This window comes from Brevundimonas sp. AJA228-03, from assembly GCF_017795885.1.
Classification (GTDB): Bacteria; Pseudomonadota; Alphaproteobacteria; order Caulobacterales; family Caulobacteraceae; genus Brevundimonas.
Window position 1 is genome coordinate 392,081 of the sequence record NZ_CP059297.1, and the last position, 25,932, is coordinate 418,012.

29 protein-coding genes are annotated in these 25,932 nt (G+C 67.8%); 17 read left to right on the forward strand and 12 right to left on the reverse strand.

Features of this window, described 5'->3' with window-relative positions:
- The first annotated feature begins 66 nt into the window (after positions 1-66).
- Positions 67-543 (forward strand): Lrp/AsnC family transcriptional regulator, encoded by a 477-nt coding sequence (locus HZ989_RS02075; RefSeq protein ID WP_209321997.1) that lies wholly within the window; start codon positions 67-69, stop codon positions 541-543.
- Between the two features lie 141 nt (positions 544-684).
- A complete protein-coding gene (locus HZ989_RS02080) occupies positions 685-1,092 on the forward strand; it encodes a hypothetical protein (RefSeq protein WP_209321998.1) in 408 nt (135 codons plus the stop codon).
- On the opposite strand, the gene HZ989_RS02085 is transcribed toward HZ989_RS02080, so the two are convergent.
- From HZ989_RS02085 to HZ989_RS02115, 7 genes are all read right to left on the reverse strand, one after another.
- Positions 1,089-1,301 (reverse strand): hypothetical protein, encoded by a 213-nt coding sequence (locus tag HZ989_RS02085; protein WP_209321999.1) that lies wholly within the window; start codon positions 1,299-1,301, stop codon positions 1,089-1,091. The genes HZ989_RS02080 and HZ989_RS02085 overlap by 4 nt on opposite strands.
- 10 nt (positions 1,302-1,311) lie before the next feature.
- Positions 1,312-2,766, reverse strand: a complete 1,455-nt coding sequence (locus HZ989_RS02090; protein WP_209322000.1) for an NAD-dependent succinate-semialdehyde dehydrogenase — start codon at positions 2,764-2,766, stop codon at positions 1,312-1,314.
- 57 nt (positions 2,767-2,823) lie between these two features.
- Positions 2,824-4,485, reverse strand: coding sequence for an MFS transporter (locus HZ989_RS02095; protein WP_209322001.1), 1,662 nt, complete (start codon positions 4,483-4,485; stop codon positions 2,824-2,826).
- A gap of 129 nt (positions 4,486-4,614) precedes the next feature.
- Positions 4,615-4,752 (reverse strand): entericidin A/B family lipoprotein, encoded by a 138-nt coding sequence (locus tag HZ989_RS02100; protein WP_013267584.1) that lies wholly within the window; start codon positions 4,750-4,752, stop codon positions 4,615-4,617.
- Positions 4,753-4,805: 53 nt separating this feature from the next.
- Entirely contained in the window at positions 4,806-6,593 is a 1,788-nt protein-coding gene (locus HZ989_RS02105; RefSeq protein ID WP_371812966.1) for a sensor histidine kinase, read from the reverse strand.
- A 49-nt stretch (positions 6,594-6,642) separates the two neighbouring features.
- Positions 6,643-7,254, reverse strand: coding sequence for a sigma-70 family RNA polymerase sigma factor (locus HZ989_RS02110; RefSeq protein WP_209323015.1), 612 nt, complete (start codon positions 7,252-7,254; stop codon positions 6,643-6,645).
- A 2-nt stretch (positions 7,255-7,256) separates the two neighbouring features.
- Positions 7,257-7,469 (reverse strand): NepR family anti-sigma factor, encoded by a 213-nt coding sequence (locus HZ989_RS02115; RefSeq protein WP_209322002.1) that lies wholly within the window; start codon positions 7,467-7,469, stop codon positions 7,257-7,259.
- A gap of 230 nt (positions 7,470-7,699) precedes the next feature.
- On the opposite strand from HZ989_RS02115, the gene HZ989_RS02120 reads away from it, so the two are divergent.
- Entirely contained in the window at positions 7,700-8,494 is a 795-nt protein-coding gene (locus HZ989_RS02120; RefSeq protein WP_209322003.1) for a response regulator, read from the forward strand.
- 75 nt (positions 8,495-8,569) lie between these two features.
- Here HZ989_RS02120 and HZ989_RS02125 read toward each other — a convergent pair whose 3' ends face one another.
- On the reverse strand, positions 8,570-8,833 hold the full coding sequence (locus tag HZ989_RS02125; RefSeq protein ID WP_209322004.1) for a hypothetical protein: 264 nt from the start codon (positions 8,831-8,833) through the stop codon (positions 8,570-8,572).
- A 320-nt stretch (positions 8,834-9,153) separates the two neighbouring features.
- Here HZ989_RS02125 and HZ989_RS02130 point away from each other — a divergent pair, with 320 nt between their 5' ends.
- Both HZ989_RS02130 and HZ989_RS02135 read left to right on the forward strand, forming a co-directional pair.
- Entirely contained in the window at positions 9,154-10,173 is a 1,020-nt protein-coding gene (locus tag HZ989_RS02130) for an NADP-dependent oxidoreductase (RefSeq protein WP_209322005.1), read from the forward strand.
- Positions 10,173-10,580: an acyl dehydratase gene (locus tag HZ989_RS02135; RefSeq protein WP_209322006.1), complete on the forward strand. Its 408-nt coding sequence runs from the start codon at positions 10,173-10,175 to the stop codon at positions 10,578-10,580. Before HZ989_RS02130 ends, HZ989_RS02135 begins: the two co-directional genes overlap by 1 nt.
- A 53-nt stretch (positions 10,581-10,633) precedes the next feature.
- Here the strand turns inward: HZ989_RS02135 and HZ989_RS02140 are convergent, their stop codons facing one another.
- Together HZ989_RS02140 and HZ989_RS02145 are read right to left on the reverse strand one after the other, a co-directional pair.
- On the reverse strand, positions 10,634-11,437 hold the full coding sequence (locus HZ989_RS02140) for a SapC family protein (protein WP_209322007.1): 804 nt from the start codon (positions 11,435-11,437) through the stop codon (positions 10,634-10,636).
- 137 nt (positions 11,438-11,574) lie between these two features.
- Complete coding sequence (locus HZ989_RS02145; protein WP_209322008.1) at positions 11,575-13,614, reverse strand: TonB-dependent receptor; 2,040 nt, start codon at positions 13,612-13,614, stop codon at positions 11,575-11,577.
- Positions 13,615-13,722: 108 nt separating this feature from the next.
- Here HZ989_RS02145 and HZ989_RS02150 point away from each other — a divergent pair, with 108 nt between their 5' ends.
- Together HZ989_RS02150 and HZ989_RS02155 are read left to right on the forward strand one after the other, a co-directional pair.
- Positions 13,723-14,208, forward strand: coding sequence for a Fur family transcriptional regulator (locus HZ989_RS02150; protein ID WP_209322009.1), 486 nt, complete (start codon positions 13,723-13,725; stop codon positions 14,206-14,208).
- 46 nt (positions 14,209-14,254) lie between these two features.
- A complete protein-coding gene (locus HZ989_RS02155) occupies positions 14,255-15,145 on the forward strand; it encodes an alpha/beta hydrolase (RefSeq protein ID WP_209322010.1) in 891 nt (296 codons plus the stop codon).
- On the opposite strand, the gene HZ989_RS02160 is transcribed toward HZ989_RS02155, so the two are convergent.
- Complete coding sequence (locus HZ989_RS02160; protein WP_209322011.1) at positions 15,146-15,490, reverse strand: hypothetical protein; 345 nt, start codon at positions 15,488-15,490, stop codon at positions 15,146-15,148.
- A gap of 111 nt (positions 15,491-15,601) precedes the next feature.
- On the opposite strand from HZ989_RS02160, the gene HZ989_RS02165 reads away from it, so the two are divergent.
- The 5 genes from HZ989_RS02165 (at position 15,602) to HZ989_RS02185 (ending at position 21,016) form a co-directional block, all read left to right on the forward strand.
- Positions 15,602-16,366 carry an electron transfer flavoprotein subunit beta/FixA family protein gene (locus HZ989_RS02165; RefSeq protein ID WP_209322012.1) on the forward strand — a complete coding sequence of 255 codons (765 nt, stop codon included), beginning with the start codon at positions 15,602-15,604 and terminating at the stop codon, positions 16,364-16,366.
- The gene (locus HZ989_RS02170) at positions 16,367-17,296 is read left to right on the forward strand and encodes an electron transfer flavoprotein subunit alpha/FixB family protein (RefSeq protein WP_209322013.1); all 930 of its coding nucleotides are present in this window, start codon (positions 16,367-16,369) and stop codon (positions 17,294-17,296) included. It abuts the gene before it with no gap.
- A gap of 513 nt (positions 17,297-17,809) precedes the next feature.
- A complete protein-coding gene (locus HZ989_RS02175) occupies positions 17,810-18,088 on the forward strand; it encodes a DUF167 family protein (protein ID WP_209322014.1) in 279 nt (92 codons plus the stop codon).
- 85 nt (positions 18,089-18,173) lie between these two features.
- A complete protein-coding gene (locus HZ989_RS02180) occupies positions 18,174-19,661 on the forward strand; it encodes an amidohydrolase (RefSeq protein ID WP_209322015.1) in 1,488 nt (495 codons plus the stop codon).
- Positions 19,661-21,016, forward strand: coding sequence for an amidohydrolase family protein (locus tag HZ989_RS02185; protein ID WP_209322016.1), 1,356 nt, complete (start codon positions 19,661-19,663; stop codon positions 21,014-21,016). Before HZ989_RS02180 ends, HZ989_RS02185 begins: the two co-directional genes overlap by 1 nt.
- Before the next feature lie 20 nt (positions 21,017-21,036).
- On the opposite strand, the gene HZ989_RS02190 is transcribed toward HZ989_RS02185, so the two are convergent.
- Positions 21,037-21,570 (reverse strand): hypothetical protein, encoded by a 534-nt coding sequence (locus tag HZ989_RS02190; RefSeq protein ID WP_209322017.1) that lies wholly within the window; start codon positions 21,568-21,570, stop codon positions 21,037-21,039.
- Between the two features lie 89 nt (positions 21,571-21,659).
- On the opposite strand from HZ989_RS02190, the gene obgE reads away from it, so the two are divergent.
- The 5 genes from obgE to HZ989_RS02215 all read left to right on the forward strand — a co-directional run bounded on the left by obgE (position 21,660) and on the right by HZ989_RS02215 (position 25,817).
- Positions 21,660-22,712 carry a GTPase ObgE gene (gene obgE / locus HZ989_RS02195; protein ID WP_209322018.1) on the forward strand — a complete coding sequence of 351 codons (1,053 nt, stop codon included), beginning with the start codon at positions 21,660-21,662 and terminating at the stop codon, positions 22,710-22,712.
- A gap of 227 nt (positions 22,713-22,939) precedes the next feature.
- Positions 22,940-23,602, forward strand: coding sequence for a nicotinate-nucleotide adenylyltransferase (locus HZ989_RS02200; RefSeq protein WP_209322019.1), 663 nt, complete (start codon positions 22,940-22,942; stop codon positions 23,600-23,602).
- A gap of 178 nt (positions 23,603-23,780) precedes the next feature.
- Positions 23,781-24,278 carry a ribosome silencing factor gene (rsfS, locus tag HZ989_RS02205; RefSeq protein WP_209322020.1) on the forward strand — a complete coding sequence of 166 codons (498 nt, stop codon included), beginning with the start codon at positions 23,781-23,783 and terminating at the stop codon, positions 24,276-24,278.
- Positions 24,279-24,285: 7 nt separating this feature from the next.
- Positions 24,286-24,750, forward strand: coding sequence for a 23S rRNA (pseudouridine(1915)-N(3))-methyltransferase RlmH (gene rlmH, locus HZ989_RS02210; RefSeq protein ID WP_209322021.1), 465 nt, complete (start codon positions 24,286-24,288; stop codon positions 24,748-24,750).
- Positions 24,750-25,817 (forward strand): murein hydrolase activator EnvC, encoded by a 1,068-nt coding sequence (locus tag HZ989_RS02215; RefSeq protein WP_209322022.1) that lies wholly within the window; start codon positions 24,750-24,752, stop codon positions 25,815-25,817. The genes rlmH and HZ989_RS02215 overlap by 1 nt, the downstream gene beginning before the upstream one ends.
- Positions 25,818-25,932 lie beyond the last annotated feature (115 nt).

Genomic DNA, 25,932 nt, shown 5'->3' on the forward strand with positions numbered 1-25,932 from the left:
GCAGGTTCCTGTTCATTTTGATGGGTGATCGGCGTAAACTCGCAGAATATTGCGTCTGGAGCCGCCATGAAGACTGTTTCCGCCGTCACTTTGGACGCGACCGACAGAAAGATGCTTCGTGCCCTGCAGCAGGACGGCCGCATGAGCAATACCGATCTGGCCAGGGCGGTCGCCCTGTCGGAAAGCGCGTCCCTGCGCCGCCTGCGGGCGCTGGAGGCCGCCGGGGTCATCAGCCGCTATGCCGCCATCATCAACGAAAGGGCCGTGGGCCTGCCGATCAGCGTGTTCGTGACCGTGACCCTGTCGTCCCAGGCCGAGAGCACCTTGACCGCCTTCGAGACCGCCATCGCCACCGTCCCCGAAGTGGTCGAATGTTATCTGATGACGGGCGGGTCGGACTATCTGCTGCGGCTGGTGGTCAAGGATGTCGACGACCTGGAGCGGGTCCATGCCAGGGCCCTGACGACCATTCCAGGGGTGACGCGGGTGAGCTCCAGCGTGGCGATGCGGACGGTGGTCAAGCGGGGAGCGCTGCCGGTTTGATATACCCCCTGGCTCGGCCAGTAACCAGAGCGAGCATTTCGGGGGGGTTGCCGACAGGGAGCCGGAAAATCGTGCGGAAAGCGCGGAATGGTTGTATTGTCCGCTTGACTTGGAGGCTGGGGCGAGGGTTTTATCTCCCCCATGGGCTTTAGCGACAACATCGCTGTCTGGACCGATCGTGAGCCGACGCTCGACGAAGAAATCGGTGCGCTGGACGACGAGGACATCTTCGACATGGCCAATCTGACCGAGGCTCAGACCGGCATTGTGGGCATCGTGACGATCACGACGGTGATGGGACGGCATGGCCCTCGCGTGAAATATTTCCTCAAGGCCGGCCGGCATAACCCGAGCTTTTCGATCGCTGTGGCGTCGGAGCCCCGGGTCGTCGCCAACAGCCTGGAGGAGCGGGATCTGACGAAGATGGCTCCGCGCGTCATGCAATGGGTGGCCCTGAATCACGAGGCGCTCGCCAGCTTCTGGTGGGACGGCGCGGACTGGGAAGCGCCTGACGTGCAGACCTTCATCGCGGGGCTGAAGAAGGTCTAACGTCTCACATCGAGCCAGAGACTGACGGCTGAGATCGCCAGCCAGATCCCTCCGATCCCCAGCACCAGGTCGCTGACCACCTTCGCCATTCCGTACATCCCCACTGTCCCGTCGGACCACGCGGTCGCCTCGGCCAGCAGCGCGATCAGCCCGCCCGCGACCAGCAGGGTCAAGGGCCAGACCAGGGGTTGGAACCGGCGGCGGGTCACTCAGCGCCCCCTATTTCAACGCGAGCGTGACCTGTTTGATGTCGATGTATTCGTCGATCCCGTGGATCGACCCCTCGCGCCCATAGCCGGACTGCTTGACCCCGCCGAAGGGGGCGACGGCGGTGGAGATGATGCCGGTGTTGATGCCGATCATGCCCGCCTGGATATGGCGCCCGATTCGCATGGCGCGGTCCAGATCGCGGGTGAACAGATAGGAGGCCAGGCCGAACTCCGAATCGTTCGCCTTGCCCAGCGCCTCCGCCTCTGTCTCGAACGGGAAGACGGGGATCAGGGGGCCGAACGTCTCCTCGTGGCGAAACAGTTCGTCGTCGCCGCCGAGGGTCACCGTCGGCTGGAAGAAGCGGCCGCCAAGCGCATGACGCGCCCCGCCGGTCAGGACCTGGCCACCCGAGGCCAGGACGCGCTTCAGATGGTCCTCGACCTTGGCGATGGCCTTGTCCTCGATCAGCGGCCCGACCTTGACGCCGTCCTCGAAGGCCGGACCGACGGGAATCCTCGACACCGCCTCGGCGAGTTTTGACGCATAGGCCCCGGCGACCGAGGCCTGGACATAGACGCGGTTGGGACAGACGCAGGTCTGGCCGGCGTTGCGGAACTTGCCCCTGATGGTCTCGGCGACGGCGAGGTCGAGGTCGGCGTCCTCGAACACGATCAGCGGCGCGGCCCCACCCAGTTCCATCGAAACCCGCTTCAGCGTCCGGGCGCATTGTTCGGCCAGCTTGCGCCCGACCGGGGTCGAGCCGGTGAAGGACAGTTTGCGGATCAGGGGCGAGGCCGTCAGGACGCCGCCGATGGTCGCCGCATCGCCGGTGACGACGCTGAGCGCGCCCTTGGGCAGCCCCGCCCGGTAGGCCAGTTCGGCCAGGGCGATGGCGGTGAAGGGGGTCTGGCTGGCCGGCTTGACCACGGCGGTGCAGCCCGCGGCGAAGGCGGGACCGAGCTTGCGCGTCAGCATGGCGGCCGGGAAGTTCCAGGGCGTGATCAGGGCACAGGGGCCGACGGCCTCCCGGAAGGTCAGGATGACGTGGCCCAGCGGGCTGTCCTGGGTCTCGCCGATGATGCGTTCGGCCTCGCCCGCGAACCATGTGATGAAACTGTTGGCATAGGCGACCTCGCCCCTGGCCTCCTCGAGCGGCTTGCCGTTCTCCAGCGCCATCAGGGCCCCGAGACCCTCGGTATGCTCGTCGATCAGCCGCGCCCAGTCCCGCAGGAACCGGGCGCGCGCGTGCGGGTCGGAGCGCGACCAGGCAGGGAAGGCGTCGTGGGCGGCCTGGATCGCGCGCTTGACGTCGGGGACGCCGAGGTTCGGGATGTGGCCGATGATCTCGCCGGTCGCGGGGTCGTCGACGGGGATGCCGTGCGCCCCTGCGGGGATCGCCTCTCCGGCGATGAAGGCGTGCTCGCGAAGGAGCTTCAGTCCGGCGTCACGGGCGGCGGTGTTCATTGTGTCATCCTGTTCTCCCTCCCCCTGCGGGGGAGGGTCGTCGCCCGACCTAACGCCTCAGTCGCCGATCGTGTTCAGGTCGCGACCCCGGGTCTCGGGCAGGAAGATCAGGGCCACGACAGAGGCCACCGCCGTGAATGCGACCGCGTACCACAGGCCGAAATAGATGTTCCCCGACCAGGCCACGAGGGCAAAGCTGGCGGCGGGCAACAGCCCACCGACCCAGCCGGTGCCGACGTTGTAGGGCAGGCTCATGGCCGTATAGCGGACCCGCGTGGGGAACAGCTCGACCAGGGCTGCGGCCTGGGGGCCATAGACGGCGGTGGCCGCGACCATGAAGACCATCAGTATGCCGAAGACGGCCAGCATGTTCACGCCGGCGGCGTCGGCCCTGGCCGGATAGCCCGCCCCGGTGAGCGCCGCCTTGATCCGGGTTTCGACGTCGGTGCGGGCGGCCTTGAGGGCGGCGGCGTCCAGACCCGCGCCCTCGACCGAGGCGATCTCGACCGTGCCGATACGGACGGTGGCCAAGGATCCGGGGGCGGCGGCCAGATTGTCATAGCTGACGCCCGCGTTCGACAGCACCGACTTGGCCAGGTCGCAGGACGAGGCGAAGGCCGTCTTGCCGACCGGATCGAACTGCACTGCGCAGGTGGCCGGGTCGGCGATGACGGTGACGGGCGATGAGGCCTGGGCCCGGGCCAGCGCCGGATTGGCGGCCTGGGTCAGGGCGTGGAAGCACGGAAACACCGCCAGCAGGAACAGCACCATGCCACCGACCATCACGGGCTTTCGCCCCACGCGGTCCGACAGCCAGCCGAAGAAGACATAGAGGAAGGCCGAGGCCACGGTTATAGCCAGAATCAGCTGATCGACCGTTGCCACCTCGACCTTCAGCACTCGCTCCATGAAGAAGCGGGTGTAGAAATAGCCGGCGTACCAGACGGCCCCTTGGGCGAACATGATGCCGACCAGGGCGATCAGCACGAACTTGCCGATCTTCCAGGTGCCGAAGCTCTCGCGGAACGGGGCCTGGCGTTCGGTGCTTTCGGCGACCATGCGTTTGAAGGCCGGGCTTTCGTGCAGCTTGAGCCGGATCCAGAGGCTGATGACGAGAAGGAAGGCTGACAGCAGGAAGGGCACGCGCCAGCCCCATTCATCGAAGGCCTCGACGCCCAGAATGGCCCGGGTGATCAGAATGACGCTCAGCGCCATGATCAGACCGATGGCGGCCGTGGTCTGGATCCAGCCGGTCAGGAAGCCGCGCTTCTTCGCGGGGGCGTGTTCAGCCACATAGATGGCCGCGCCGCCGTATTCACCGCCCAGGGCGAACCCCTGAAGCACACGCATCAGCAGCAGCAGAATGGGCGCGACGATGCCGATCTGGCCATAGTCGGGAAGCAAGCCGATCGCCACGGTCGCCACCCCCATCAGGGTGATGGTGACGAGGAAGGTCGTCTTGCGCCCGGTCCGGTCACCGAACCATCCGAACACCAGGGCCCCGAGCGGTCGGACCACGAAGCCGACGCCGAAGGTCAGCAGGGCCAGGATGTAAGAGGTCGCCTCGCCGACATCGGCATAGAAATGCCGGGCGATGATCGTGGTCAGTGATCCGAAGATGAAGAAGTCATACCATTCGAACGCCGTGCCGGCCGCCGAGGCCCCCACGACCGTCTTCAGGCTGGGCCCGCCCGCATCCTTCGTGGCCTGTTCGCTCATGTCGTCTCTTCCCGCAGGCGTCGTCTGGTGGACACCCTTCATTCCGATCTAGCGTCACCACCGGCCGCCGGACAAGCGAAAGCCCCGCCGGTGACCGACGAGGCTTTCACCTTCGGGGAAGAATGTCGTCTAGTTCTTGGCGGCCTCGGCTGCACCCGTGACGGCCGACCCGGCCGCCTGGGTGTCGCGGCCGGCACCGGCGACGGTGTTGCAGGCGGCTGTGGTCAGTGCGGCGGCGGCAGCGACCAGAACGAAAATCTTGCGCATCGGAATACTCCTGAAAATCCGGATCGGCGGGGACGGATCGCCGGTTCGCCAGATCAACGCCGGGCGCGGGTCAGGGTTCCCGGTCGGATGACGGCATCGCTGCGCTCCAGATCCTGCGGGTCGGTGGGCCGAACGGCCTCGGGCGTGGCAAAGATCATGCGCGCGATCGTACCGCCACCCGGTGCCGCGATCACCTCGACCTCGCCGCGCAGTTGCCTGGCGAAGGCCCCCATCAGGGTCCGGCCGACACCGGCCTTCGCCATGGCCTCCTGCGGGCCCGGTCCGTCGTCCTGGACCTCCAGCACGCTGGTGTCGCCGTGGACCCGGAAACGGACCTGCAGCGCGCCGCCACGTCCAGTGAAGGCGTGCTTCTGCGCATTGGAGACCGCCTCGACCAGCCACAGGGCCATCGGCGCCAGCTTGTCGGGATCGACCACAAGGCTGTCGGCGTCGATCGAACTGGTGACCACCGGGCCGCGACCGGATTCGGCGGCCACCAGCTGCCCCACCAGCTCATGGATGAAGTCGCGCGCGTCGGCGTAGCGGATGTCGTCGGACTGATAGAGCGTGCGGTAGATCAGGGCGAGCGCCGAGATCCGCTGGCGCGTGTCGCCCAGGGCCGCCCTGGCCGGTTCGTCCTTCAGCGACCGCTGCTGCATCGACAGCAGGGACGAGATGATCTGCAGGTTGTTCTTCACCCGGTGATGAATTTCGCGCATCAGCGCGTCCTTTTCCGCCAGGCTTTCGTTCAGCGAGCCGTCGCGGTTGGAAATCGCCGCTGCCAGACCGTCCAGGGTCGAGGCCAGCACGCGGATTTCCGAGGGGGCGCTGGCGGCCTGAACCGGACGCACAGAATAACGGCCTCGCGCATAGAGCGACGCGATCCGCTCCAGATAGCCCAGCCAGCGGATGACGATCCGCTCGGACACCAGCATGACCGCGGCGAAGGCCGTCAGCCATGCTGCCAGCGGCAGCAGGAGCACGCCGATCGGATTCAGCCGGGCCCAGGACAACAGTCCGGGCGACGGGGCCGACACCACGACATAGACATCGCGCCCGGCCAGGGCGGCACCGGCATAGTCGCGGTGCTCGCCGGTCGCGTCCCAGCCGTCGAAGGCCACCGACTCGCCCCGCCGCGCACGCTCGAGCCAGCCGAGAAGCGACGCCCCCCGCTGCAGGTCGAAGGCCCGGGCATCTGTGGCGACCAGCACCTGACCGTCTTCGTTCGTCAGCGCGGCCTGCGCCCCGGCGGGCAGCGACCGGTCATTGGTGTCCGGTTGAAGGTCCGTCAGAGAAAGAACGGCCGCCATGGCTCCGGCGAACACGCCGCGTGGCCGGTCCCAGCGTACGCCGACAATCAGGGCCGGTGTCGGGCTGACGTCGCGTGAGGCCCGGGCCACGGTCACAGGCTCGCCCCGCTGCAGGCGCCGGAACCAGGCGTCGTCGCCAAACCGGGCCGCCTCTGTGGCACCAGACAGACCACCGCCACAGACCGCCGTTCCCGAGGTGCCGATGCGATACAGCGCCTGAAAGCCTTCGACGCGATCGACCAGTGACGACAGGCGCTCCGAACAGGCCGGACCGGCGCCTTCAGGGGCCAGGGCGTCAAGCAGCACGGTCGCGGTGTCCAGCCTGACCCTGGCGGTCATGGCCGCGCGCACGGCCGCCTGCTGCAGGTCTGCCTGTCGATCGACCGACTGCCGCCGGAACTCCGCCTGGGCCTGGACCGCGCCGAGAACCAGGATCGGCAACAGGGCGATGGCCATGGCCATGCCCATCCGGAAGCGGATGCCCTGAAACCGGGGCGAACGGGTCAGGAACCGCTTCATCGAACGGGGCACGCGAGACGCGAGACGCTGAACCGCCGCAGGGCCGTTATCAGCCACCCGCTCAGGCCTGTCGCGCGCGGCTCAGGCGGTCCGCGTCGGCCAGAATGGAACGCATCGCATCGCCCGCCGGGCGCCCGTCGCGACCGTAACCGCCACGGTCCAGCGTGGCCTGCAGCGCCTTGCGGGCGCGGCTGACCCGGCTCTTCACCGTACCGACCGCGCACTGGCAGATCTCGGCCGCCTCCTCATAGGCAAAGCCCCCGGCACCCACCAGGATCAGCGCCTCGCGCTGTTCTTCGGGCAGGGTGTTCAGCGCCTGACGCAGTTCATCCAGGGCCACCGGCGCCTCAGGATCGTCCACGGCGACCAGGGTCCGCTCGGCGGCTTCCTGATCCAGCTGGGTCGAGCGCCACGACCGGCGCTTCTCGGAATAGAATTGGTTGCGCAGGATCATGAAGGTCCAGGCCTTCATATTGGTGCCCATCTGATAGCTGGCCCGGGCGTCCCAGGCCTTCATCATCGCGTCCTGCGCCAGGTCGTCCGCAGCCGTCGGGTCACCGGTCAGGGTCCGGGCGAAGGCGCGCAGATGCGGGATCAACTGGACCAGCTCGCGCTTGAAGCCTTCGTCATCGGCGGAGGGGGGCTTGGGCGCGGTCGAGCGCCGGTTGCCCACGGTCACACCTTGTCTCCACCGGCCTTGCGCTCGTCAGCCCGACGCAGGATCTCCAGAAACTCGTCAGGGACCGGCTCGTTGACCACCTCGTCGAACAGATGCCGCAGCTTCACGCCGATGGCCTGCTGACGAAGGCGGGCTTCCTCCAGCAGGATTTCTCGGGAGCCGGATTTGCCTGCGCCGGGCTTGCGCCCCTGGTCGGGTGTGTCGATCATGGAGTCCCGGTCGCCAATGTTGATCTCGATGGTGAAGGCGCGCCGACCGACACCGGTCTGTCGTTCTTCGACCCGTTGAACGTCGCGGGTTCACCCCGGTTCCGGGCGTGACGGCATTTAATGGTCAAGCTGGCCAGTGTCACGGGAACCGTTGCAGCACCGAGACGTTCTGACGTTAGGGTCCGCCCGGAAAACGGGCGGCAACACTGATTTCGTCGGGGACTATCTGAATGAGCCTTCTGGCCAGACTTGCGCCGCATCTGCCCTATGTGCGCCGCTACGCGCGGGCCCTCACCGGCGACCAGGCGACGGGCGACAACTACGTCCGCGTCGCCCTGGAAGCCCTGGCGGCGGGCGAGCGCCAGCTGTCTCCGGACATGACGCCCCGCGTGGCCCTGTATAATGTTTTCCATGCCATCTGGTCCTCGACAGGTGCGCAGCTCGAGGACATGAGTGGTCTGGACGTCACCGACGCCTCCAGCCGCCTGATGCGCATCGCCCCGAAATCGCGGCAGGCCTTCCTTCTGACCGCTCTGGAAGGCTTCACGCCATCGGAAGCCGCGCAGATCCTGTCGTCCGACGCCCAGGAGGTCGAGCGCCTGATTGCCGACGCCCAGGCCGGGATCGATGCCGAACTGGCCACCGACGTCCTCATCATCGAGGACGAGGCGATCATTTCTGCAGATATCGAGAGCCTGGTCCGCGAACTGGGCCACAACGTCACCGCTACGGCGACGACCCATGACGAGGCGGTCGAGGCGGTCGCCCGTCATCGCCCGGGTCTGGTCCTGGCCGACATCCAGCTGGCCGATGGCTCGTCGGGCATCGATGCGGTCAAGGACATCCTGAAGCGGTTTGATGTGCCTGTCATCTTCATCACCGCCTTCCCCGAGCGGCTGCTCACCGGCGAACGGCCCGAGCCGACCTTCCTGATCACCAAGCCGTTCCAGCCGGAAACGGTGAAGGCGGCGATCAGCCAGGCCCTGTTCTTCCATCCGTCACGCCGGACCCGGGAAGCCGCCTGACGACAGGCGCCATTAGCGACTGAAACAGCCCTGCCGGTGCGAACCGGCAGGGCTACTTCGTTGGGCGCGACTGGATCAATCAGGCGTCGGGGCCGTGGGCTGACCGGTGGCCGTGGTGGGCGAGTCAACGGACGATTCGGCGCTGGTGTTGACGCCCCTGGACGCCCCGCTGAAGAACAGGAAGACCACCGCGAAACCGACGAGCGTCAGGGCGACGGCAATGCCCATCTCGATCGAGATGCGGCGACCGCCCTTGCCCTGCTTCGTATACTGCGCCTCGACCGGGCGGCCTTCGTGAACAGCGTCGGCGGCTTCGGAATGGGGATCGTGGTGGGACATGCAGGGCTCCGGCATCCTGGGGAAGGGATCGCAGAGGCAACGTCGTCGAAACGTCGGCGTTCCTGACCCTGTCGTCATTCGCCGACGCACGAAAAGGATGAGACGAGGCGGAACCGTCCTGGCCCGCCGCGGTTATCACCTTGCGGAGGCGGCGACGCCCCCTGACATGGATCGGCCACATGCCGGTCCTTGCTGCCTCCGCGCCTCATTCCCGATGATGCCAACTTCAAGGGCGACCCTGACCGGTCGCCTTTTTCTTTGGCCTGAAGGCCGTGCTGCGCCATGATGGGTCTGCAAAAGAAACCAGCCGGGAGACGACCATGACCCTGATGAACCGACAGTGGGTACTGCGCCAGAGGCCGCAAGGGCTGGTGCAGGACGCCGATCTGGAACTGGTCTCCGGCCCGGTGCCGGAACTGGGCGACGGTCAGGTCCTGATCCGCACCATCTATCTGTCCCTCGACCCGACCAACCGCACCTGGATGAACGACGCCGTCGGCTATCTCCCGCCCGTCGGCCTGGGCGAAGTCATGCGCGGCCTGACCCTGGGCGTGGTCGAGCAGTCGCGATCGGAGCGGTTCAGCGTGGGCGACATCGTCTCGACCGCCATGGGCGGCTGGGGCGACTATGGCGTGGTGGCCGACAGCGGCGTGTCGAAAGTCCACCGCGCGCCCGGCCTGCCGCTGACGGCACATATGTCGGTCATGGGCATGACCGGCATGACCGCCTATTTCGGCGTCACCGACGTGCTGCGGCCCGAACCCGGCCAGACCATGGTCATCTCCGCCGCCGCCGGGGCCGTCGGCTCGATCGCCGGCCAGGTCGCCAGGCAGCGAGGTGCGCGCGTCATCGGCATCGCGGGCGGACCCGACAAATGCCGCTGGCTGGTCGACGAACTCGGCTTCGACGGGGCGGTCGACTACAAGAACGAGGACGTGGGCGAGGCGCTGGACCGGCTGTGCCCGGACGGCATCGACCTGAATTTCGAGAACGTCGGCGGCGACATCATGATCGCGGTCTGGAACCGGCTGAACCTCAGGGCCCGGATGGCCGTGTGCGGCATGGTCTCGGCCTACAACGCCACCAAACGTCCGCCGTCGCCCGATCTGAGCCGTCTGATCACGCACCGGATGACGGTTCAGGGCTTCCTGGTGATGGACTATGCGCCGCGCGCGCGAGAAATGGTCGCCGAACTCGGTCCCTGGCTGGCGTCCGGCAAGGTCAAGTGGAAGGTCCATGTCGACCACGGCCTGGAGGGGGCCGTGACCTCGCTCAACCGTCTGTTCACGGGCGACCACGACGGCAAGCTGCTGGTCCGCGTCTCCGAAGAACCCGCCTGATGGCCGATCCCCTGCACGTCCATTTCGAGGATCTGGAGATCGGGCAGGTCCTGCAACTCGGAGCCTGCGCGGTCGATGAGACGGCCATCGACGTGTTCGTGACCCATTTCGCGCCCGGCTGGGACCTGGCCTACGGCGCGCCCGACGCCCTGGTCTATGCCCTGTGGAGCCGGCTGCAGTCGGACAAGTCCGCCGGCTGGGCCCAGTCCAAGCTGCTGGCGGTGGACGGCCTGCGCTACATGCGCAATCCGCCTGCGGGCGAACTGCTTCGCGGCCGCATGACGGTGATGGGCAAGGATCCCGTCGGCGACGAAAAGGGCATCGTCATCGCCCAGCACGACCTGCTCGACGAAGGCGGCCGGCTGGTGTTCTCGTGCCTGACGCGCGGGCTGTTCGTGCGGCGGTAGGCACAGCCTTCTCCCTCCCCCTTGGGGGAGGGAGAAACATCGTTGCTCGTGGCTCAGGCGTTCGCTGCGGTCGGCATTTCGGCCGCGCGCTGGAAGGCGAGCGCGATCAGACGGTCCCAGCCCAGCAGCGACACCAGGTGGGCATAGATCTGGCCCAGGGCACCGTTGTCGCGCAGCTCGGCCAGCTTCTCGGGCGAAAGCGCCTTCAGCTTCTCTTCCGATACGGCGAAATAGTCGGCCAGCTTCTGCGGTTGTCCGGGATTACCCTTCTCATCACGCGGCGTGAACACGGCCTCGCGCACATCGAACAGGTCGAGTTCGGTCAGCAGGGCGACGAAGCTGTCGGTGCGCTGACGCTCCTGCTCGAAATTGTTGCAGAACTCCATGGCCTGGGTGACGTATTCGGTCGGCTGGCCGTTCTCGAACAGCGGCACGCTTCCGCCTTCGGCGATGAACGGTGCCGCGCGATCGATGCACAGGATCAGACGGCCTTGCCCGGCATCGTTGGCGAACACGAACGGATAGCGGCGAACATAGGCAGGAATATAGGCCTCGGGACGGAAATCACCGGCCGGGCTGACGTACAGGTTCTCGCCCTGGCGCAGGCCCATCACGGCGCACGGCTGTTTGGTCTCGCCCAGGAAGACGATCGGATAGGACAGGGCGCCGGGCGCGAACTCCGTCACGGTCATCGGCACGACGTGAGACGCGCCGACGAAGGCATAGGGCTTGTCCAGGGCATTGACGCCCAGGGTACCGTGCAACTCGGCCGACAGCGGCTGCGGCTGCGAATAGAACAGGACGTTGCCGTCCAGCTGGGGCATGCCGTTCGGTGCGGGCGTGGTGGTGTCGGTCATGGACGCGGGCTCTGGAATTGCAGGAAGGCGCGCTTCTAGCCGAACACGCCGGTTCGGGCAAACGCGTGCACAGGACCGACGCCGGATTCATCCGGAAGGGCATTTTGCAACGCTGTTTTTCCCCCGGCGATCACGGTTCAGAACCGGTAGGCGAGGCCGAGACGCAGGTTACGACCCGGCATGGGCGCGATGTCCTTCAGGAAGGAAACATGCTCGCGGGCCTCCGCATCGGTCAGGTTGCGCGCCTCGGCGAAGACCGTGACGTTGCGATGCGCGAGCGGTCGCCAGGCGCCCGTCAGATTGACCAGGGTGTAGCCGTCGGTGCCCGGTTCGAACGCGGCGAGCTCGTCCTGTTGGCCGACATGGCGCACCTCCAGGCCGACATCGAACGGCGTCGAGGCATAGGTGATCCGGCCGGTGACCGAATAGGGCGGAATGCGCGCGGCCGGCCCCAGGTCGGTGTCTGCATGCACATAGTCGGCCTGGCCCTCCAGCGAGACCGTGCGGTCCCCGCTGGACCAGACGGCGTAGGAGCCTTCGGCCTCGAAGCCGTAAAAGTCGGCATCGGTCTGCACGAACCGGAAGACCGGAAACGCCTCTCCGCCATCGGTGAAGACCGCGCCCGTGGGCCGTTCGTCGATGAAGCCGTCGTAGCGCGAGCCATAGACGTGCAGGTCCCCCTCGAACGCGCCCGTCGCATAGTGGACCGTGGCCTCAAGCGTCGTGACCGTCTCGGTGTCCAGGGTCGGATCGCCCGTTTCATAGGCGGCGGTGGCGATGTGCAGGCCGTCGGCGAACAGCTCCACCTCGCTGGGCGCGCGTTCGTTGCGAGCCAGGCTCAGGGCCATGAACAGGCCGGGGACCGGCCGGGCGAAGGCGGCGATGGAGGCCGAGACGTTGTCGTATTCGCGTTCGACCTCGCGCGTGGTGCCCAGCGGCGTGGCCGTCAGGGTGCGACGGTCGAAGCGCAGGCCGCCTTCGAATCCGGTCGCGCCCCGGTCATGGCGCTGGATCGCATAGACGCCCTGCTCCTCGATACGGGTCGAGGGCACATAGGCCTCGGCCCCGATGGCGGAAAAATCACGGGTCAAGGCCTGAACCCCGATCCCCCCGTTCCAGGCCCCTTTTTCGCCGATCGGCCGCTCCCGCTGGACCAGGTCGATGCGGCCTTCCTGACCGTCGGAGTTGAAGATCGTGCCCGGCTGGCCCGGTCCCTCGAACTCGGTGTGGGTGTATCGGGCATGGCCATAGTTGGCGCGCAGGGCCGAGAAGGGCCCGGCGTCGAAGCGGTATTCGCCGCGCACATCCTCGCGCGTCTGGTTCAGCCGGATGAAGACGTCGGGTTCGGCCACGGTGCCGTATTCGCTGTCGGTCTCCTTGTAGGCGGCGCCGATGAAGCCCTTTTCGCCGACATAGGCGGCGCCCCCGCCCCAGGTCTGAAGTTCCGTCGCGCTGTTGGGCTGGGTGTCGTTGTCGTCGCGCGCCACGCCGTCCGCCGTCGCCTTGCGCGCCGAGAGGGAGGGCGAAGGGATGGCATAGTCGTCGGTCCGCCGATCCACGCCGTCGACATTGAACACGAACGGTCCGGCGCCGACCGTCACACGCCCGAAGATCGAGCGCCCGTCGTCGACGCTGGAGGCCTGGGTCGAGATCACGCCGTCGACGCCGCCCTCAGGCTGTTCGGTCGGCACCCGGTCGTCGATGATATTGACCACGCCGCCGATGGCCGACCCGCCATAGATCAGAGTGGAGGGGCCGCGGACGACCTCGATCCGGCTGGCCTCGGCCGGGTCGGTGGCGACCGCATGATCGGGCGAGACGGAGCTGGCATCGATCAGGCCGATGCCGTTCGTCAGAACCTGCACACGCGGTCCCGACAGACCCCGGATCACCGGGCGGCTGGCCCCCGGCGCGAAGCTGGTGGAACGCAGGCCCGGCTGACTGGACAAGAGATCGCCCAGCGACTGGGCCGGCGCCACCGCCAGCGCCTGTTCGTCGACGACATCGGTGGCGATCACCGAGGCGCGCTGGCTGACGCCATAAGGCGCGGCCGTGACGATGACATCGTCCACCTGGTCCACCTGGGGCCGGGACTGGGCAGCGGCGACGCCGCTCAGCGCCGTCCAGGCGCTCGCGGCGGACAGGAGGATGCCAAGGGGCGGGCGGACGATACGCATGACGGGAACTCCAGACGCGGGGAGGCTGCTTGAGTGTTATGAGATAACATCACAGTTGGTCAAGCCATGACGGTTGCGGTCGGGGTGGACCCGTCCTAGCTGTGGGTCATGGGTTCCTCCTGCGATCACGACCATGCACCGGGTGGCCTGTCGGCCGTCGAGGTCGGCCGAGCCCTGGATCTCGCCGAACGCCGCTGCGTTGCGGGGGGCGAGCGGATGACCGCGCCGCGCCGGCGGGTGCTGGAGCTGCTGCTCGACGCGGGCGAGCCGGTGAAGGCCTATGACCTGATCGCCCGGTTCGGCACCGACGGCACGGCCGCCAAGCCGCCGACCGTCTATCGCGCGCTCGAATTCCTGGAAAAACAGGGCATGGCCCACCGGATCGCCTCGATCAGCGCCTATGTCGCCTGTTCGGTGGGCGATCGCGCCCACGCCGCCGCCTTCCTGATCTGCGACTGCTGCGGTGCCACCGAAGAGGTCATCCCCCCCGAAGACGAGGCCCTGCAGCAGGCAGCGACGGCCTCGGGATATCTGCTGGAACGGACGACGATCGAGGGCCATGGCCGCTGCCCGGCGTGCCGCGTCGCCGCATAGGCCCTTCCCGCTGGCGTCCACCCGCCGCGACCCCTAAGTTCGGGCCATGGACGCCGCACGGCTCTTCCCGCCCCGTCGCCTCAGCGTTCCCATCGACAACCGGTGGGGCGGTGGAACCATGGCGGTGCTGGACTTCGGCGACCCGAAGCGGCCGGTCGATCTGATCTTCAGCCATGCCAACGGCTTCAACGCCGTCACCTATCGCTCCATCCTGGCACCCCTGGCCTCATCGCTCCGCATCCTCGCCCCGGATCTGCGCGGGCATGGCGGCACCCGCCTGCCGACAGGAATGGATGGCCGTCGCGACTGGCACGACCACCGCGACGACCTGATCTCCTTGCTGGAGGCCTTTCCGGGTCCGCCCGTGGTCATGGCCGGTCATTCCCTGGGGGGCACGTCCAGCCTGCTGGCGGCGGCAGAACGGCCCGACCGCGTGTCGCAGCTGGTGCTGTTCGATCCGGTCATCTGGGGCGGGCTGACGAACGTCCTGTTTCGCACGCCTCTGCTCCGCCGCTTCAGCGACCGCATTCCGCTGGTCAAGGCGGCCCGCCGACGCCGGGCGGTCTTTGACAGCCGCGAACAGGCGCTGGCCGCCTATCGCGGACGGGGCGCGTTCAGGGGCTGGTCCGACGCCGTGCTGATCGACTACCTCGCCGATGGCCTGACGCGGACGGACGACGGGTTCGCCCTCAGCTGCGACCCGGCCTGGGAGGCGTCCAACTTCGTGTCCCAGAGCCATGACCCGTGGCGGGCGATGAGGACCTATCGCAAGCCCGTCCGCATCCTGAGGGCCGACACGGGCTCGATCACACAGATGCCGCCTCACCCCCGCGGTCTGTCCCATGTCGCCGTCGAGACGGTCCCCGACACGGGCCACCTGTTCCCGATGACCCGCGCCGATGTCGTGCGCGACGCCCTGTTCGACGCGGCCGTCTGATCAGACCTCGGGAAGCTTGGCCTCATAGGCCTTTCGGTCGCGCAGGATCGCGGCGGCCCGGGCCTCCCGCTCCCGCTTCAGACGATCTTCGATCGCCACCAGTTCGCGGTTCTGCTGGGCCGAGGCCTCGGCGCGGCTGACGCCTTCGGCCCGCCCCGTGATGTCGGGCAGATAGATCGGCTGGACGCACGTGCGCCCTTCTGCATACCACCAGCGCCCGCTCTTTACGCAGGCGTCCTCGGGCTCGACATAGAACCGCTGCACGATGAACAGACCCACCATCAACAGGGCGAACAGGCCGAAGAACAGTCCGCCGATGCGGCGCGCGGTCAGGAAGCGGTTCATCTCAAATCTTGTCCCGGTGCGACGCCCGATCACGCCGCGTTACATTGACAGGCCGGTTCGCCCGTTCCATTCCCTGCCGCAACATTCCGGCGATCCTATGGACAGGCAAACATGAAGGTTCTCGTCCCCGTCAAACGGGTGATCGACTATAACGTCAAGGCCCGCGTCAAGGCGGACCAGACCGGCGTCGATCTGGCCAACGTCAAGATGAGCATGAATCCGTTCGACGAAATCGCCGTCGAGGAGGCCGTTCGCCTGAAGGAGGGCAAGGAGCATCACGCCGCCGGAACCGTCGACGAGATCGTCGTCGTGTCCATCGGCGTCCAACAGGCCCAGGAAACCATCCGCACGGCGCTGGCCATGGGGGCCGATCGCGGCATCCTGATCCAGTCCGACGCCGATCTGGAGCCGCTGGCCGTCGCCAAGCTGCTGGCAGCTGTGGTCGCCGAGGAAAAGCCGGACCTGGTCCTGATGGGCAAGCAGTCGATCGACGGTGACAACAATGCGGTCGGCCAGATGCTGGCGGCCCTGCTGGACTGGCCCCAGGCCACCTTCGCCGCGAAGATCGAGATCGCCGATGGCCGGGCCACGGTCACGCGCGAGGTCGATGGCGGCAACCAGACCCTGTCGGCAGCCCTGCCGGCTGTCATCACCGTGGACCTGCGCCTCAACACCCCGCGCTATGCGTCCCTGCCCAACATCATGAAGGCCAAGAAGAAGGAGATCGCCATGAAGGCGGTCGCCGACTACGGCGTCGATACGGCCAGCCGTCTGACCGTCCTGAAGGTCACCGCCCCGCCGGTCCGCTCGGCCGGGATCAAGGTCGCCGACGCCGCCGAACTCGTGTCCAAGCTCAAGACCGTGGGAGCCCTGTAAATGGCCGTTCTCGTCATCGCCGATCACGACGCCACCCATGTTCGCGACACGACCCACAAGACCGTCACCGCCGCCCTGGCGCTGAGCCCCGACGTCGACGTCCTGGTCGTCGGCCAGGGGTCGAAGGGTGTCGCCGATGCGGCCGCCAGGATCGCGGGCGTGCGCAAGGTGCTGCTGGCCGAGAGCGGCGAGCTGGGCCACACCCTGGCCGAAGCCGTCACCGCCACCGTCGTGCCGCTGATGGTCGGCTATGACGCCGTGCTGTCGCCGGCGACCATGGACGGCAAGAACTTCATGCCGCGCATCGCCGCCAGGCTGGACGTGGCCCCGATCTCGGACATCGTCGAGGTCGTCTCGGGTGACACCTTCATCCGTCCGATCTACGCCGGCAATGCTCTGGAGACCGTGCAGTCCTCGGACGGCAAGAAGGTCATCACCGTGCGTCCGACCGCCTTCACGCCCGCAGACGAAGGCGGGTCGGCCTCCGTCGAGACCGTCACCGGCACCGATGCGGGCAAGGCCGGCTTCGTCGGCGAGGAACTGGTCAAGTCCGACCGTCCCGAGCTGGGCGCGGCGAAAATCGTCGTCTCGGGCGGTCGCGCCCTGGGCTCGGCCGAGGAGTTCCACGCCGTGATCGAGCCCCTGGCCGACCGGCTGGGCGCCGCCGTCGGGGCCTCGCGCGCAGCGGTCGACGCCGGTTACGCGCCGAACGACTATCAGGTCGGCCAGACCGGCAAGGTGGTCGCTCCCGGCCTCTACATCGCCGTCGGCATCTCGGGGGCCATCCAGCACCTGGCGGGCATGAAGGATTCCAAGGTCATCGTCGCCATCAACAAGGACGCCGACGCGCCTATTTTTCAGGTCGCGGACTATGGCATCGTCGGCGACTACAAGACCATCGTCCCGGAGCTGATGGCCGCCCTGGGGTAGGCACTGGCCCCTGGTCATCCCGGACGCCGCAGCGCGGCGATCCGGGACGCCTGACGCACCCATCTGATCCTCCCGGAAGCGGCGTCAGCCGCTAACCGGGCGACAGGTCAGGGCAAGCGCGACGGCCACCCGTCTCCCGGATAACCGCTTCGCGATTTCCGGGAGTGACCGGCTTTTCAGTCATCACGTCCCGGCTCTCCGCTTCGCTTCGGCCGGGATGACAAGCACGAGGCGTCCACAGGCATGACCAGGGCGCTTGCGATTCAGCCACTTCTGTCGGACGGGAGAAGAAATCCAATACCCGATGTGCCAGACTGCCCGGATGTCATCGCATCAACGTACCATAGCCGCTGCACCACCTGAAGGTTGGTCGTTTACGGTTACGGAAGTGTCCAATGGGGCATGGCGGGTCAGAGGCGTTGCACGCGATGGACTTGTGATTGAGCGTCACGGAACTGACGATGGCCGGTTGCTCGATCAGTTGATCGAGGATGCCAGGAAGCTTGCGTCGCCATGGCACGCCTCGCCGTCAAACTGATGCCCGGGGCCTCGGCCGACCGCATCGACGGCTGGGACGTGGACGTCGACGGGCGGCCCGTCCTGAAGGTCCGCGTGCGCACCCGGCCGGTGGAGGGACAGGCCAACGCGGCCCTGATCCTGCTGCTGGCGAAATCGCTCGGCGTGCCACGCTCGACCCTGTCCCTGATGCGCGGCGGGCAGTCGCGCCTGAAAATGATCGAGGTCGAAGGCATGGAGGATGAGGACCTCAGAGCGCACCTTACAGGAATGTAATGTTTCCGCCTTTGACGGACGGCTTGCGACGCCTTTGTAATCCGACCCGTTCCGCGCCGTCGGCGCGACAGGGGAGCGTCCATCCATGATCCGTCACGCCTTGCGGGGCCCCAGCCTCGCCGTCGTCGCCTGCGCGCTGGCGCTATCCGCCTGCGCCACCACCGGGGACGGGGCCGCAGCGCCCGATGGCTCGGACAATGCCGGAGCCGACACCGATCGGACCATGGCGCGCGGTCTCGACGCCTCGACCAACCTGGATCCCTTCCCCTCGACCTATCAGCCCCTGCCGCGCGACAATATCGCCATCGTCGGCGGGACGGTGCTGACCGGGACCGGCCAGAAGATCGAGAACGGCGTCGTTCTGGTCGCGGACGGCAAGGTCGAGACGGTCGGCCCGGCCTCGACCGCCGTACCCGCCGGCTACCGCGTCGTCGACGCCCGCGGCCGCTATGTGACACCCGGCATCATCGATGTGCACTCGCACCTCGGCGTCTATCCCTCGCCCGGCGTCACCGGCATGAGCGACGGCAATGAGGCGACCAGCCCGAATACCGCCCAGGTCTGGGCCGAACACTCGATCTGGCCCCAGGACCCGGGCTTCAACACCGCCCGCGCCGGCGGCGTCACCACGCTGCAGATCCTGCCCGGATCGGCCAATCTGTTCGGCGGTCGCTCGGTGACGGTCCGCAACATCCCTTCGATCTCCATGCAGGGCATGAAATTCCCGGGCGCGCCCTATGGCGTGAAGATGGCCTGCGGCGAGAACCCCAGCCGCGTCTACGGCAGCCGCAACCAGTCGCCCGCGACCGGCATGGGCAATGTCGCCGGCTATCGCGCCGCCTTCATCGCCGCCCAAGACTACCGCGAGAAATGGGACAGGTGGCGCGAGACGGGCGAGGGCTCGCCCCCCACCCGCAACCTGCAGAATGAAACCCTGGCCGGGGTGCTGGACGGCTCCATCCTGGTCCAGAACCACTGCTACCGCGCCGACGAGATGATGGTGATGCTCGATATCGCCAGGGAGTTCGGCTACCGGATCACCGCCTTCCACCACGCCATCGAGGCCTACAAGATCGCACCGCAGCTGGCCGCGGCCGGCGTCTGCGCCGACATGTGGACCGGCTGGTGGGGCTTCAAGATGGAGGCCCTGGACGGGATCGAGGCGAACGCCGCCCTGGTCGATGCGCCCGAGGGCTCCTGCGCCGTCATCCACTCCGACGACGCCCAGCTGACCCAGAGGCTGAACCAGGAGGCCGCCGCCGCCCTGGCCGCCGGCCGCAATGCAGGCCTGGACATCTCCGAGGAACACGCCATCAGCTGGATCACCTCCAACGCCGCCCGCTCCATCGGCATCGGCGACGAGACCGGGTCGCTGGAGGCCGGCAAGCGGGGCGACGTCGTGATCTGGAGCGCCAATCCGTTCAGCGTCTATGCCCGCGCCGACCAGGTCTTCATCGACGGGGCGCTCACGTTTGACCGCTTCGACCCCCGCTACCAGCCCGTGTCCGACTTCGAGCTGGGCCAGCCGGGCTTCGGCCTGACCGCCGCCACCGTGAACGAGGGAGCCCGCTGATGCGCCGTTTCGCACTGATCTCGCTGACGGCCCTGGCCCTGTCGGCCATGCCCGCCCTCGCCCAGGAGCTCACCGCCATCACCGGCGGCCGCGTCCTGACCGGCACCTCGATCATCGAGAACGGCACCGTCGTGATCCAGAACGGCCGCGTCGTCTCGGTCGGCACCGGGGCGGCGCCCTCCGGGGCCCGCGTGATCGACGCGCGCGGCAAGGTCGTCGCACCCGGCTTCGTCGCCGTGGATGCCGGGCTGGGAGCCTCCGAAGTCTCGTCGGTGGACGGGTCCGACGATCTATCGAACAGCGCCAACACCATCTCGGCCTCGTTCGACGTCAGCTATGGCCTCGATCCGTGGTCCTTCACCCTGCCCGTCGCGCGTCTGGGCGGCATCACCCGCGCCATCGTGGTGCCGAATCACGCGGGGTCGGGCGGCGGCGGCCTGCATCAGGACGACGGCGAGGCCGCGTTCGCGGGCGCAGGCGACGGCGGCTACCAGACGCCCGGCCTGTTCGCCGGCACGGCCTCGATCATCCACCTGGCCGCCGGAAGCGACATCCTGGTCAAGCCACGCGTGGCCATGGTCGCGCCGTTCGGAGAGGCGGGGGCCGGTATCGCCGGTGGCGCGCGCGGGGCCCAGTTCGTCCAGTTCCGGGAAACCCTGGCCGAAGTCCGCCTCTATGCCCGCAACAAGTCCGCCTATGACCGCGCAGGCCTGCGCGATCTCAGCCTGTCCCGCGCCGACCTCGAGGCCCTGATCCCGGTCGCCAGTGGCGACATGCCCCTGATCGTGACCGTGCGCCGCGCGGCCGACATCCTGCAGGTGCTGCGCCTGGCCGATGAGGAGGGGGTCAAGGTCATCCTGGACGGTGCCGACGAGGGCTGGCTGGTCGCTCCGCAGATCGCGGCGGCCGGCGTGCCTGTCCTGCTGAACCCGATCGACAACCTGCCCGGCAGTATCGAGACCCGCGCCTCGCGCATGGAGAATGCTGCGGTCCTCAACGCCGCAGGCGTCGTCATCGCCATCAAGGGCAATGGCGTCCACCGCGCGCGCGAGGCCCGCTACAACGCCGGCAATGCGGTCTCGCACGGCCTGCCGTTCGAGGCGGCGATCGCGGCCCTGACCGTCAACCCGGCCCGCATCTTCGGCATGGGCGGGCAGTTCGGCGAACTGCGCGCCGGGGCCGCCGCCGATGTTGTGGTGTGGTCCGGCGACCCGCTGGAACCCCTGTCCTCGGTCACCGCCGAGTTCATCAACGGCCAGGAACAGCCCCTGACCAGCCGCCAGATCCTGCTGCGCGACCGCTATCGCGCGGGCGGCCGGATCGATGGCGGCATGCCGGTGGCGTACGGGCAGTAAACCCTGCTGTTATCTGAAATCTAGCTGCCAACTCGCAGATGGTGTTCGAAGGGAAAGTTTACTCCAAACAGTCGCTTAGCGATCCGATACTTGATGTTCATGCCTTTTCCCTGCCATGCCCAAAGCCAAGTTGGAAGCATGGCAGGAGAGGTCAGACCGAACGCTGTGCCTGCCAATAGCCCCGCGATTAGCCAGCGATGTTCGTAAAGAGCCCACGCCGCCAGCGCGAGATCAAGAAGCGTGGCTGCCCACCCGCCGGTTAGGAAGCCGATTTTGGCTACGAATCCTGTGGGCCCATATGCCGCGAATGCCCAAGCGAGGGCACCTAGGAAGCTCGCATTCCAATAAGCGTTCAGCCAAGTCTGGTCGCTTCCAAGAGCGAGTAAACCGTATGCAAAGCCCATCAATCCGAGCGGAAACTGGTAAACCGCCTCAACGGAAGCTTTCTGGTGCTGCGTCAGATACGAATTATTGAGGCTGTAAACCGTGGCTTCCGCGTGCGCTTTCGCCCGTAGATGAATCTTCGCGTGTTCGATTTCGTCTTCAGTTGGCATTTGATCGGCCTTTGATGAGCTGTCGGCTTAACCGTGAAGGCGAAACCGACGCCTGTAAATCGCCGCTCGCTTCGCCTATACGCGCGCAAATGAAGTTCCTCGACCAGGCCAAGATCTACATCCGCTCCGGCAATGGCGGGGCGGGCTCCGTGTCGTTCCGGCGCGAGAAATTCATCCCCAACGGCGGTCCGGACGGCGGCGACGGCGGCAATGGGGGCAATGTCTGGGTCGAGGCGGTCGAGGGGCTGAACACCCTGATCGACTATCGCTACCAGCAGCATTTCAAGGCTCCGACCGGCGGCCACGGACAGGGCCGCCAGATGCACGGGGCCAGGGGCGAGGACATCGTGCTGAAAGTTCCGGTCGGCACCCAGGTGCTGGGCGAGGACAAGGAAACGGTCGTGCTCGACATGGTCGAGGCGGGCCAGAGGGAGCTGCTGCTCAGTGGCGGCAACGGCGGCTGGGGCAATGTCCGCTTCAAGGGCCCGATCAACCAGGCCCCCCGCCACGCCAATCCGGGCCAGGAAGGCCAGGAGATGTGGATCTGGCTGCGGCTGAAGCTGATCGCCGACATCGGCCTGGCGGGCCTGCCCAACGCCGGCAAGTCGACCTTCCTCGCCGCCGCCAGCGCTGCGCGTCCCAAGATCGCCGACTATCCGTTCACGACGCTCGCCCCCAACCTCGGCATGGTCGACCTGAGCCCCGGCGAACGGTTCGTCATCGCCGATATCCCCGGCCTGATCGAGGGCGCATCGGAGGGGGCGGGTCTGGGCACCCGGTTCCTGGGCCACGTCGAACGCTCGGCCTCCCTGATCCACCTGATCGACGGCACCCAGGACGACGTCGCCGAGGCCTACCGCATCATCCGCGGCGAGCTGGACGCCTATGGCGAGGGCCTGGCCGACAAGCAGGAAATCCTGGCGCTCAACAAGATCGACGCCCTGACCCCCGAGGCGCGCGAGGAGAAGGCGGCGGAACTGGAAGCCGTGGCCGGTCGCCGCCCGATGCTGGTTTCCGGCGTTTCCGGAGAGGGCGTGCCCGAACTGCTGCGCGCGGCCTGGGCCGAGGTGCGCAAGACGCGGGGCGAGATCGACGAGGAAGGCGACGAGATCGAGACCTTCGCCGACGGCTGGGTGCCTTAGGGCATGGACTTTCTCCCTCCCCCTCGGGGGAGGGCAGGTTGCGAAGCAACCGGGTGGGGGCGGCAAGGCAAGCGGCACGGTCAGAGTCTGGGGCGCCTTGCCCTCCCCACCCGGTCTTCGCTTCGCTGCGACCACCCTCCCCCTCGGGGGAGGGAGAATATCGCGACACTCCGGATCGTCCGTGTTAGCTCACCCTTGAGCATAAGCCCGCCGCGAGTCCCGCCGCCTTGTCCTTCTTCCATGCCGGTCCCGCGCCCCAGGCGAGCGGCCCCCGATCCGGGGCGTTGAGGGACGGCCTGACCCTGATGCCCGGCATGAAGGTCGGACTGTTCGGCGGGTCGTTCAATCCGGCGCACGACGGCCACGCCCACGTTGCCGAAACCGCCATGCGGCGGCTGGATCTGGATCGGGTCGTCTGGCTGGTCTCGCCCCAGAACCCGCTGAAGGACGCCCGCCAGACCGCACCGCTGGCCGAGCGGCTGGCCTCGGCCCAGGCGTTCGCCGGCGGCCCCCGCATGACCGTCTCCGATTTCGAGAGCCGCGCCGGCACCTTCTGGACCATCGACACCTTGCGGGCGCTGAAGGCCCGGCATCCCGGCGTGCGGTTCGTCTGGCTGATGGGCTCCGACAATCTGGAAAGCTTTCACCGCTGGCGCGGATGGACCGACATCATGCGGATGATGCCCGTCGCGGTCGTCGCCCGACCCGGCTCCCTGCTGGAAAGCCGCTCGGCCCCCGCAGCCCGCCGCTTCGCCGGCCACCGCGTGGCTTCGGACGAGGCCCGCATGTTGCCCCTGATGGCCGCCCCGGCCTGGACCTATCTGACCGCGCCCCTGAACCCCAGTTCGTCGACGGCGGTGCGAAACAAGGGCGGGCCGCCGCTCAGCTAGAGAGGCTCCGCGCGCCGGGCGTTTGCGCGCCAGGGTCACAAGGTGACCTCTTGGCCCATCCATGCTAGAGAGCGTGTTTGGTGAACCCTCCCGGAGCCTTCCACTGACCCCCTCGCCCGCGCACGACGCGCAAGACCATCCCGATCGCGACGACGCCGTTTCCAACACGGCCCACGAGATGGATGCCATCGAACCCATCCACGCCGAGGACGGCGACGACGGTTCGGACGAAGACCTTTCCGACGACTCCGCCGAGGATTTTCCGCTGTTCGGCGCGGACGATGACGCCGACGACGTATCCAGCTTCGACCGCCAGGGCGTGGTGCCCACCGGCTCGAACCCGCTGGAGACCGCACTTCTGTCCAAACTCGACGAGGACAAGGCCCAGGACATCGTCCTGATCGACCTGAAGGGCAAGTCCCCGATGGCCGACACCATGATCGTGGCCTCGGGCCGCTCACACCGTCACGTCGGTGCCCTGGCCGACCATCTGCTGCGCACGCTCAAGGAACAGGGTCTGGGCCGCGCCAAGGTCGAGGGTCTGCCCCACTGCGACTGGGTGCTGATCGACGCCGGCGACGTCATCGTCCATCTGTTCCGGCCCGAAGTGCGGATGTTCTACAACATCGAGAAGATCTGGGCCGTCGACAGCGCGCACCGGACGGCGAACGCCTGATCCAGCCATGAAGCTGGCGATCGTGGCGATCGGCAAACCCGGGCGCGGTCCCGAGGCCACGCTCGCCAGCGACTATGCCGCCCGCGCGACCGCCGCCGGGCGGGCCCTGGGGCTGGGCCCGCTCGATCTGATCGACCTCGATCCGCGAAAGCCGGGCAAGGCCCCGGAGGCCGAACTGATTCTGGCCGCCGCCGAGGGCGCGCATCTGATCGCCTGCGACGAACGGGGCCGGACCTGGCCCAGTCGCGCCTTCGCCGACCACATCGCTGCCCTGCGCGACCGGGGTGAGCGGCGGCTGGTCTTCGCCATCGGCGGGGCGGACGGACTGGATGCCGGCATTCTGGCCGCCGCCGGATCGACCCTGGCCTTCGGACCCCAGACCTGGCCCCATGCCCTGGCCCGCGCCATGCTGGCCGAACAGCTCTATCGCGCCGTGACGATCCTGGCCGGATCACCCTATCATCGGGACTGATGAATCGGCCCGCCCTCCTGTCCCTGATGATCGCCCTGTCGGCCCTGCCGGCCGCGGCATCGGTTCAGGACGATCTCGAACTGCTTCAGGCCCGCTATCGCGACGAGGTCGTCCGCGCCCGCCGCCTGCGCGCAGACGCGGCCGAAGCGGCCGTCTCCCTGGCCGCACTCGACCGTCAGCTGACCTCATTGCGGCGCGACCAGACCGCCGACGACGTCCAGATGTCGGCCCAGCGCCAGCGTCTGCGAGACCTGTCCCGACGCGAGGCCGTCCTCGTCACGGAACTGGCCCGCACCCGCGACGCCCAGGGCCGCCTGTTCTCGGCCCTGCAGATGATGAGCCGCAAGCCGCCGCCACCCCTGCTGGTTCCGGCCGACCGCGCCGTCGATACCGTCCGGGCTGCCATCCTGATGAAGGCCATGGCCCCGGCGCTGCAGCGTCGCGCCGCGGGCTTCGATGCGCGCCAGGCCGAGGTCCGCCGCATCCGCCGTCTCGCCGTCCTGGCCAGCGAGCGGCTGCTGACCAGCGAGAGCACCCAGGGAGATCGCCGCGCCGAGATCGAGGACCTGGTCGCCCGCCGCTCCGCCCTGCTGGCCGTGCTCAAGGCCGACGCCGACCGGGCCGAGCGCGCCTCGGCCGCGCTGGAGACCCGCATCCGCAATCTGGGTGGCCGACCGGCCGATATCGTCCCGTCCAGGGACGCGACCCCGGCCATGCGCCTGCCCGCCGGACGCGCACGCCTCACCCCGCCGGTCTCCGGTTCGCCCACCGTCCGGTTCGGACGCGGCTCCAGCGGCTGGCGCTGGCCGTCCAGCGCCGGTCCGGTCGCCTCGCCCGCCGCCGCCCGCGTCGACTATGCCGGTCCTCTGAACGGCTGGGGCCAGGTGGTCATCCTCGATCTCGGCCCCGGCTGGCGCGCGGTCATCGCCGGTCTGGACGGAGTCTCGGTCGCCTCCGGAGACCGGATCGCCGACGGCCAGTCGGTCGGCACCGGCACGGCGGGCGGTGAGGTCTATCTGGAGCTGCGCCGCGAGGATCGCCCCGTGGATCCGGCCCCGTACCTTTAAGGCAGTAGGCAATAGGCAATAGGCAATAGAAGGTAACGAATGGGGAGCGTCCGCTGCGCGGACTACCCGCTCTCGGTTCGCCTGCGTCCCGCCTATTGCCTACTGCCTATTGCCT

Coding starts and splice junctions, on each gene's coding strand:
- HZ989_RS02155 (WP_209322010.1), top strand. CDS start 14,255: ATGGACGCCGCACGGCTCTTCCCGCCCCGTCGCCTCAGCGTTCCCATC.
- HZ989_RS02175 (WP_209322014.1), top strand. CDS start 17,810: ATGGCACGCCTCGCCGTCAAACTGATGCCCGGGGCCTCGGCCGACCGC.
- HZ989_RS02100 (WP_013267584.1), bottom strand. CDS start 4,752: ATGCGCAAGATTTTCGTTCTGGTCGCTGCCGCCGCCGCACTGACCACA.
- rlmH (WP_209322021.1), top strand. CDS start 24,286: ATGAAGCTGGCGATCGTGGCGATCGGCAAACCCGGGCGCGGTCCCGAG.
- HZ989_RS02190 (WP_209322017.1), bottom strand. CDS start 21,570: ATGCCAACTGAAGACGAAATCGAACACGCGAAGATTCATCTACGGGCG.
- HZ989_RS02090 (WP_209322000.1), bottom strand. CDS start 2,766: ATGAACACCGCCGCCCGTGACGCCGGACTGAAGCTCCTTCGCGAGCAC.
- HZ989_RS02160 (WP_209322011.1), bottom strand. CDS start 15,490: ATGAACCGCTTCCTGACCGCGCGCCGCATCGGCGGACTGTTCTTCGGC.
- HZ989_RS02120 (WP_209322003.1), top strand. CDS start 7,700: ATGAGCCTTCTGGCCAGACTTGCGCCGCATCTGCCCTATGTGCGCCGC.
- obgE (WP_209322018.1), top strand. CDS start 21,660: ATGAAGTTCCTCGACCAGGCCAAGATCTACATCCGCTCCGGCAATGGC.
- HZ989_RS02180 (WP_209322015.1), top strand. CDS start 18,174: ATGATCCGTCACGCCTTGCGGGGCCCCAGCCTCGCCGTCGTCGCCTGC.
- HZ989_RS02140 (WP_209322007.1), bottom strand. CDS start 11,437: ATGACCGACACCACCACGCCCGCACCGAACGGCATGCCCCAGCTGGAC.
- HZ989_RS02075 (WP_209321997.1), top strand. CDS start 67: ATGAAGACTGTTTCCGCCGTCACTTTGGACGCGACCGACAGAAAGATG.
- HZ989_RS02095 (WP_209322001.1), bottom strand. CDS start 4,485: ATGAGCGAACAGGCCACGAAGGATGCGGGCGGGCCCAGCCTGAAGACG.
- HZ989_RS02165 (WP_209322012.1), top strand. CDS start 15,602: ATGAAGGTTCTCGTCCCCGTCAAACGGGTGATCGACTATAACGTCAAG.
- HZ989_RS02150 (WP_209322009.1), top strand. CDS start 13,723: ATGGGTTCCTCCTGCGATCACGACCATGCACCGGGTGGCCTGTCGGCC.
- HZ989_RS02115 (WP_209322002.1), bottom strand. CDS start 7,469: ATGATCGACACACCCGACCAGGGGCGCAAGCCCGGCGCAGGCAAATCC.
- rsfS (WP_209322020.1), top strand. CDS start 23,781: ATGGATGCCATCGAACCCATCCACGCCGAGGACGGCGACGACGGTTCG.
- HZ989_RS02185 (WP_209322016.1), top strand. CDS start 19,661: ATGCGCCGTTTCGCACTGATCTCGCTGACGGCCCTGGCCCTGTCGGCC.
- HZ989_RS02135 (WP_209322006.1), top strand. CDS start 10,173: ATGGCCGATCCCCTGCACGTCCATTTCGAGGATCTGGAGATCGGGCAG.
- HZ989_RS02130 (WP_209322005.1), top strand. CDS start 9,154: ATGACCCTGATGAACCGACAGTGGGTACTGCGCCAGAGGCCGCAAGGG.
- HZ989_RS02125 (WP_209322004.1), bottom strand. CDS start 8,833: ATGTCCCACCACGATCCCCATTCCGAAGCCGCCGACGCTGTTCACGAA.
- HZ989_RS02215 (WP_209322022.1), top strand. CDS start 24,750: ATGAATCGGCCCGCCCTCCTGTCCCTGATGATCGCCCTGTCGGCCCTG.
- HZ989_RS02145 (WP_209322008.1), bottom strand. CDS start 13,614: ATGCGTATCGTCCGCCCGCCCCTTGGCATCCTCCTGTCCGCCGCGAGC.
- HZ989_RS02170 (WP_209322013.1), top strand. CDS start 16,367: ATGGCCGTTCTCGTCATCGCCGATCACGACGCCACCCATGTTCGCGAC.
- HZ989_RS02080 (WP_209321998.1), top strand. CDS start 685: ATGGGCTTTAGCGACAACATCGCTGTCTGGACCGATCGTGAGCCGACG.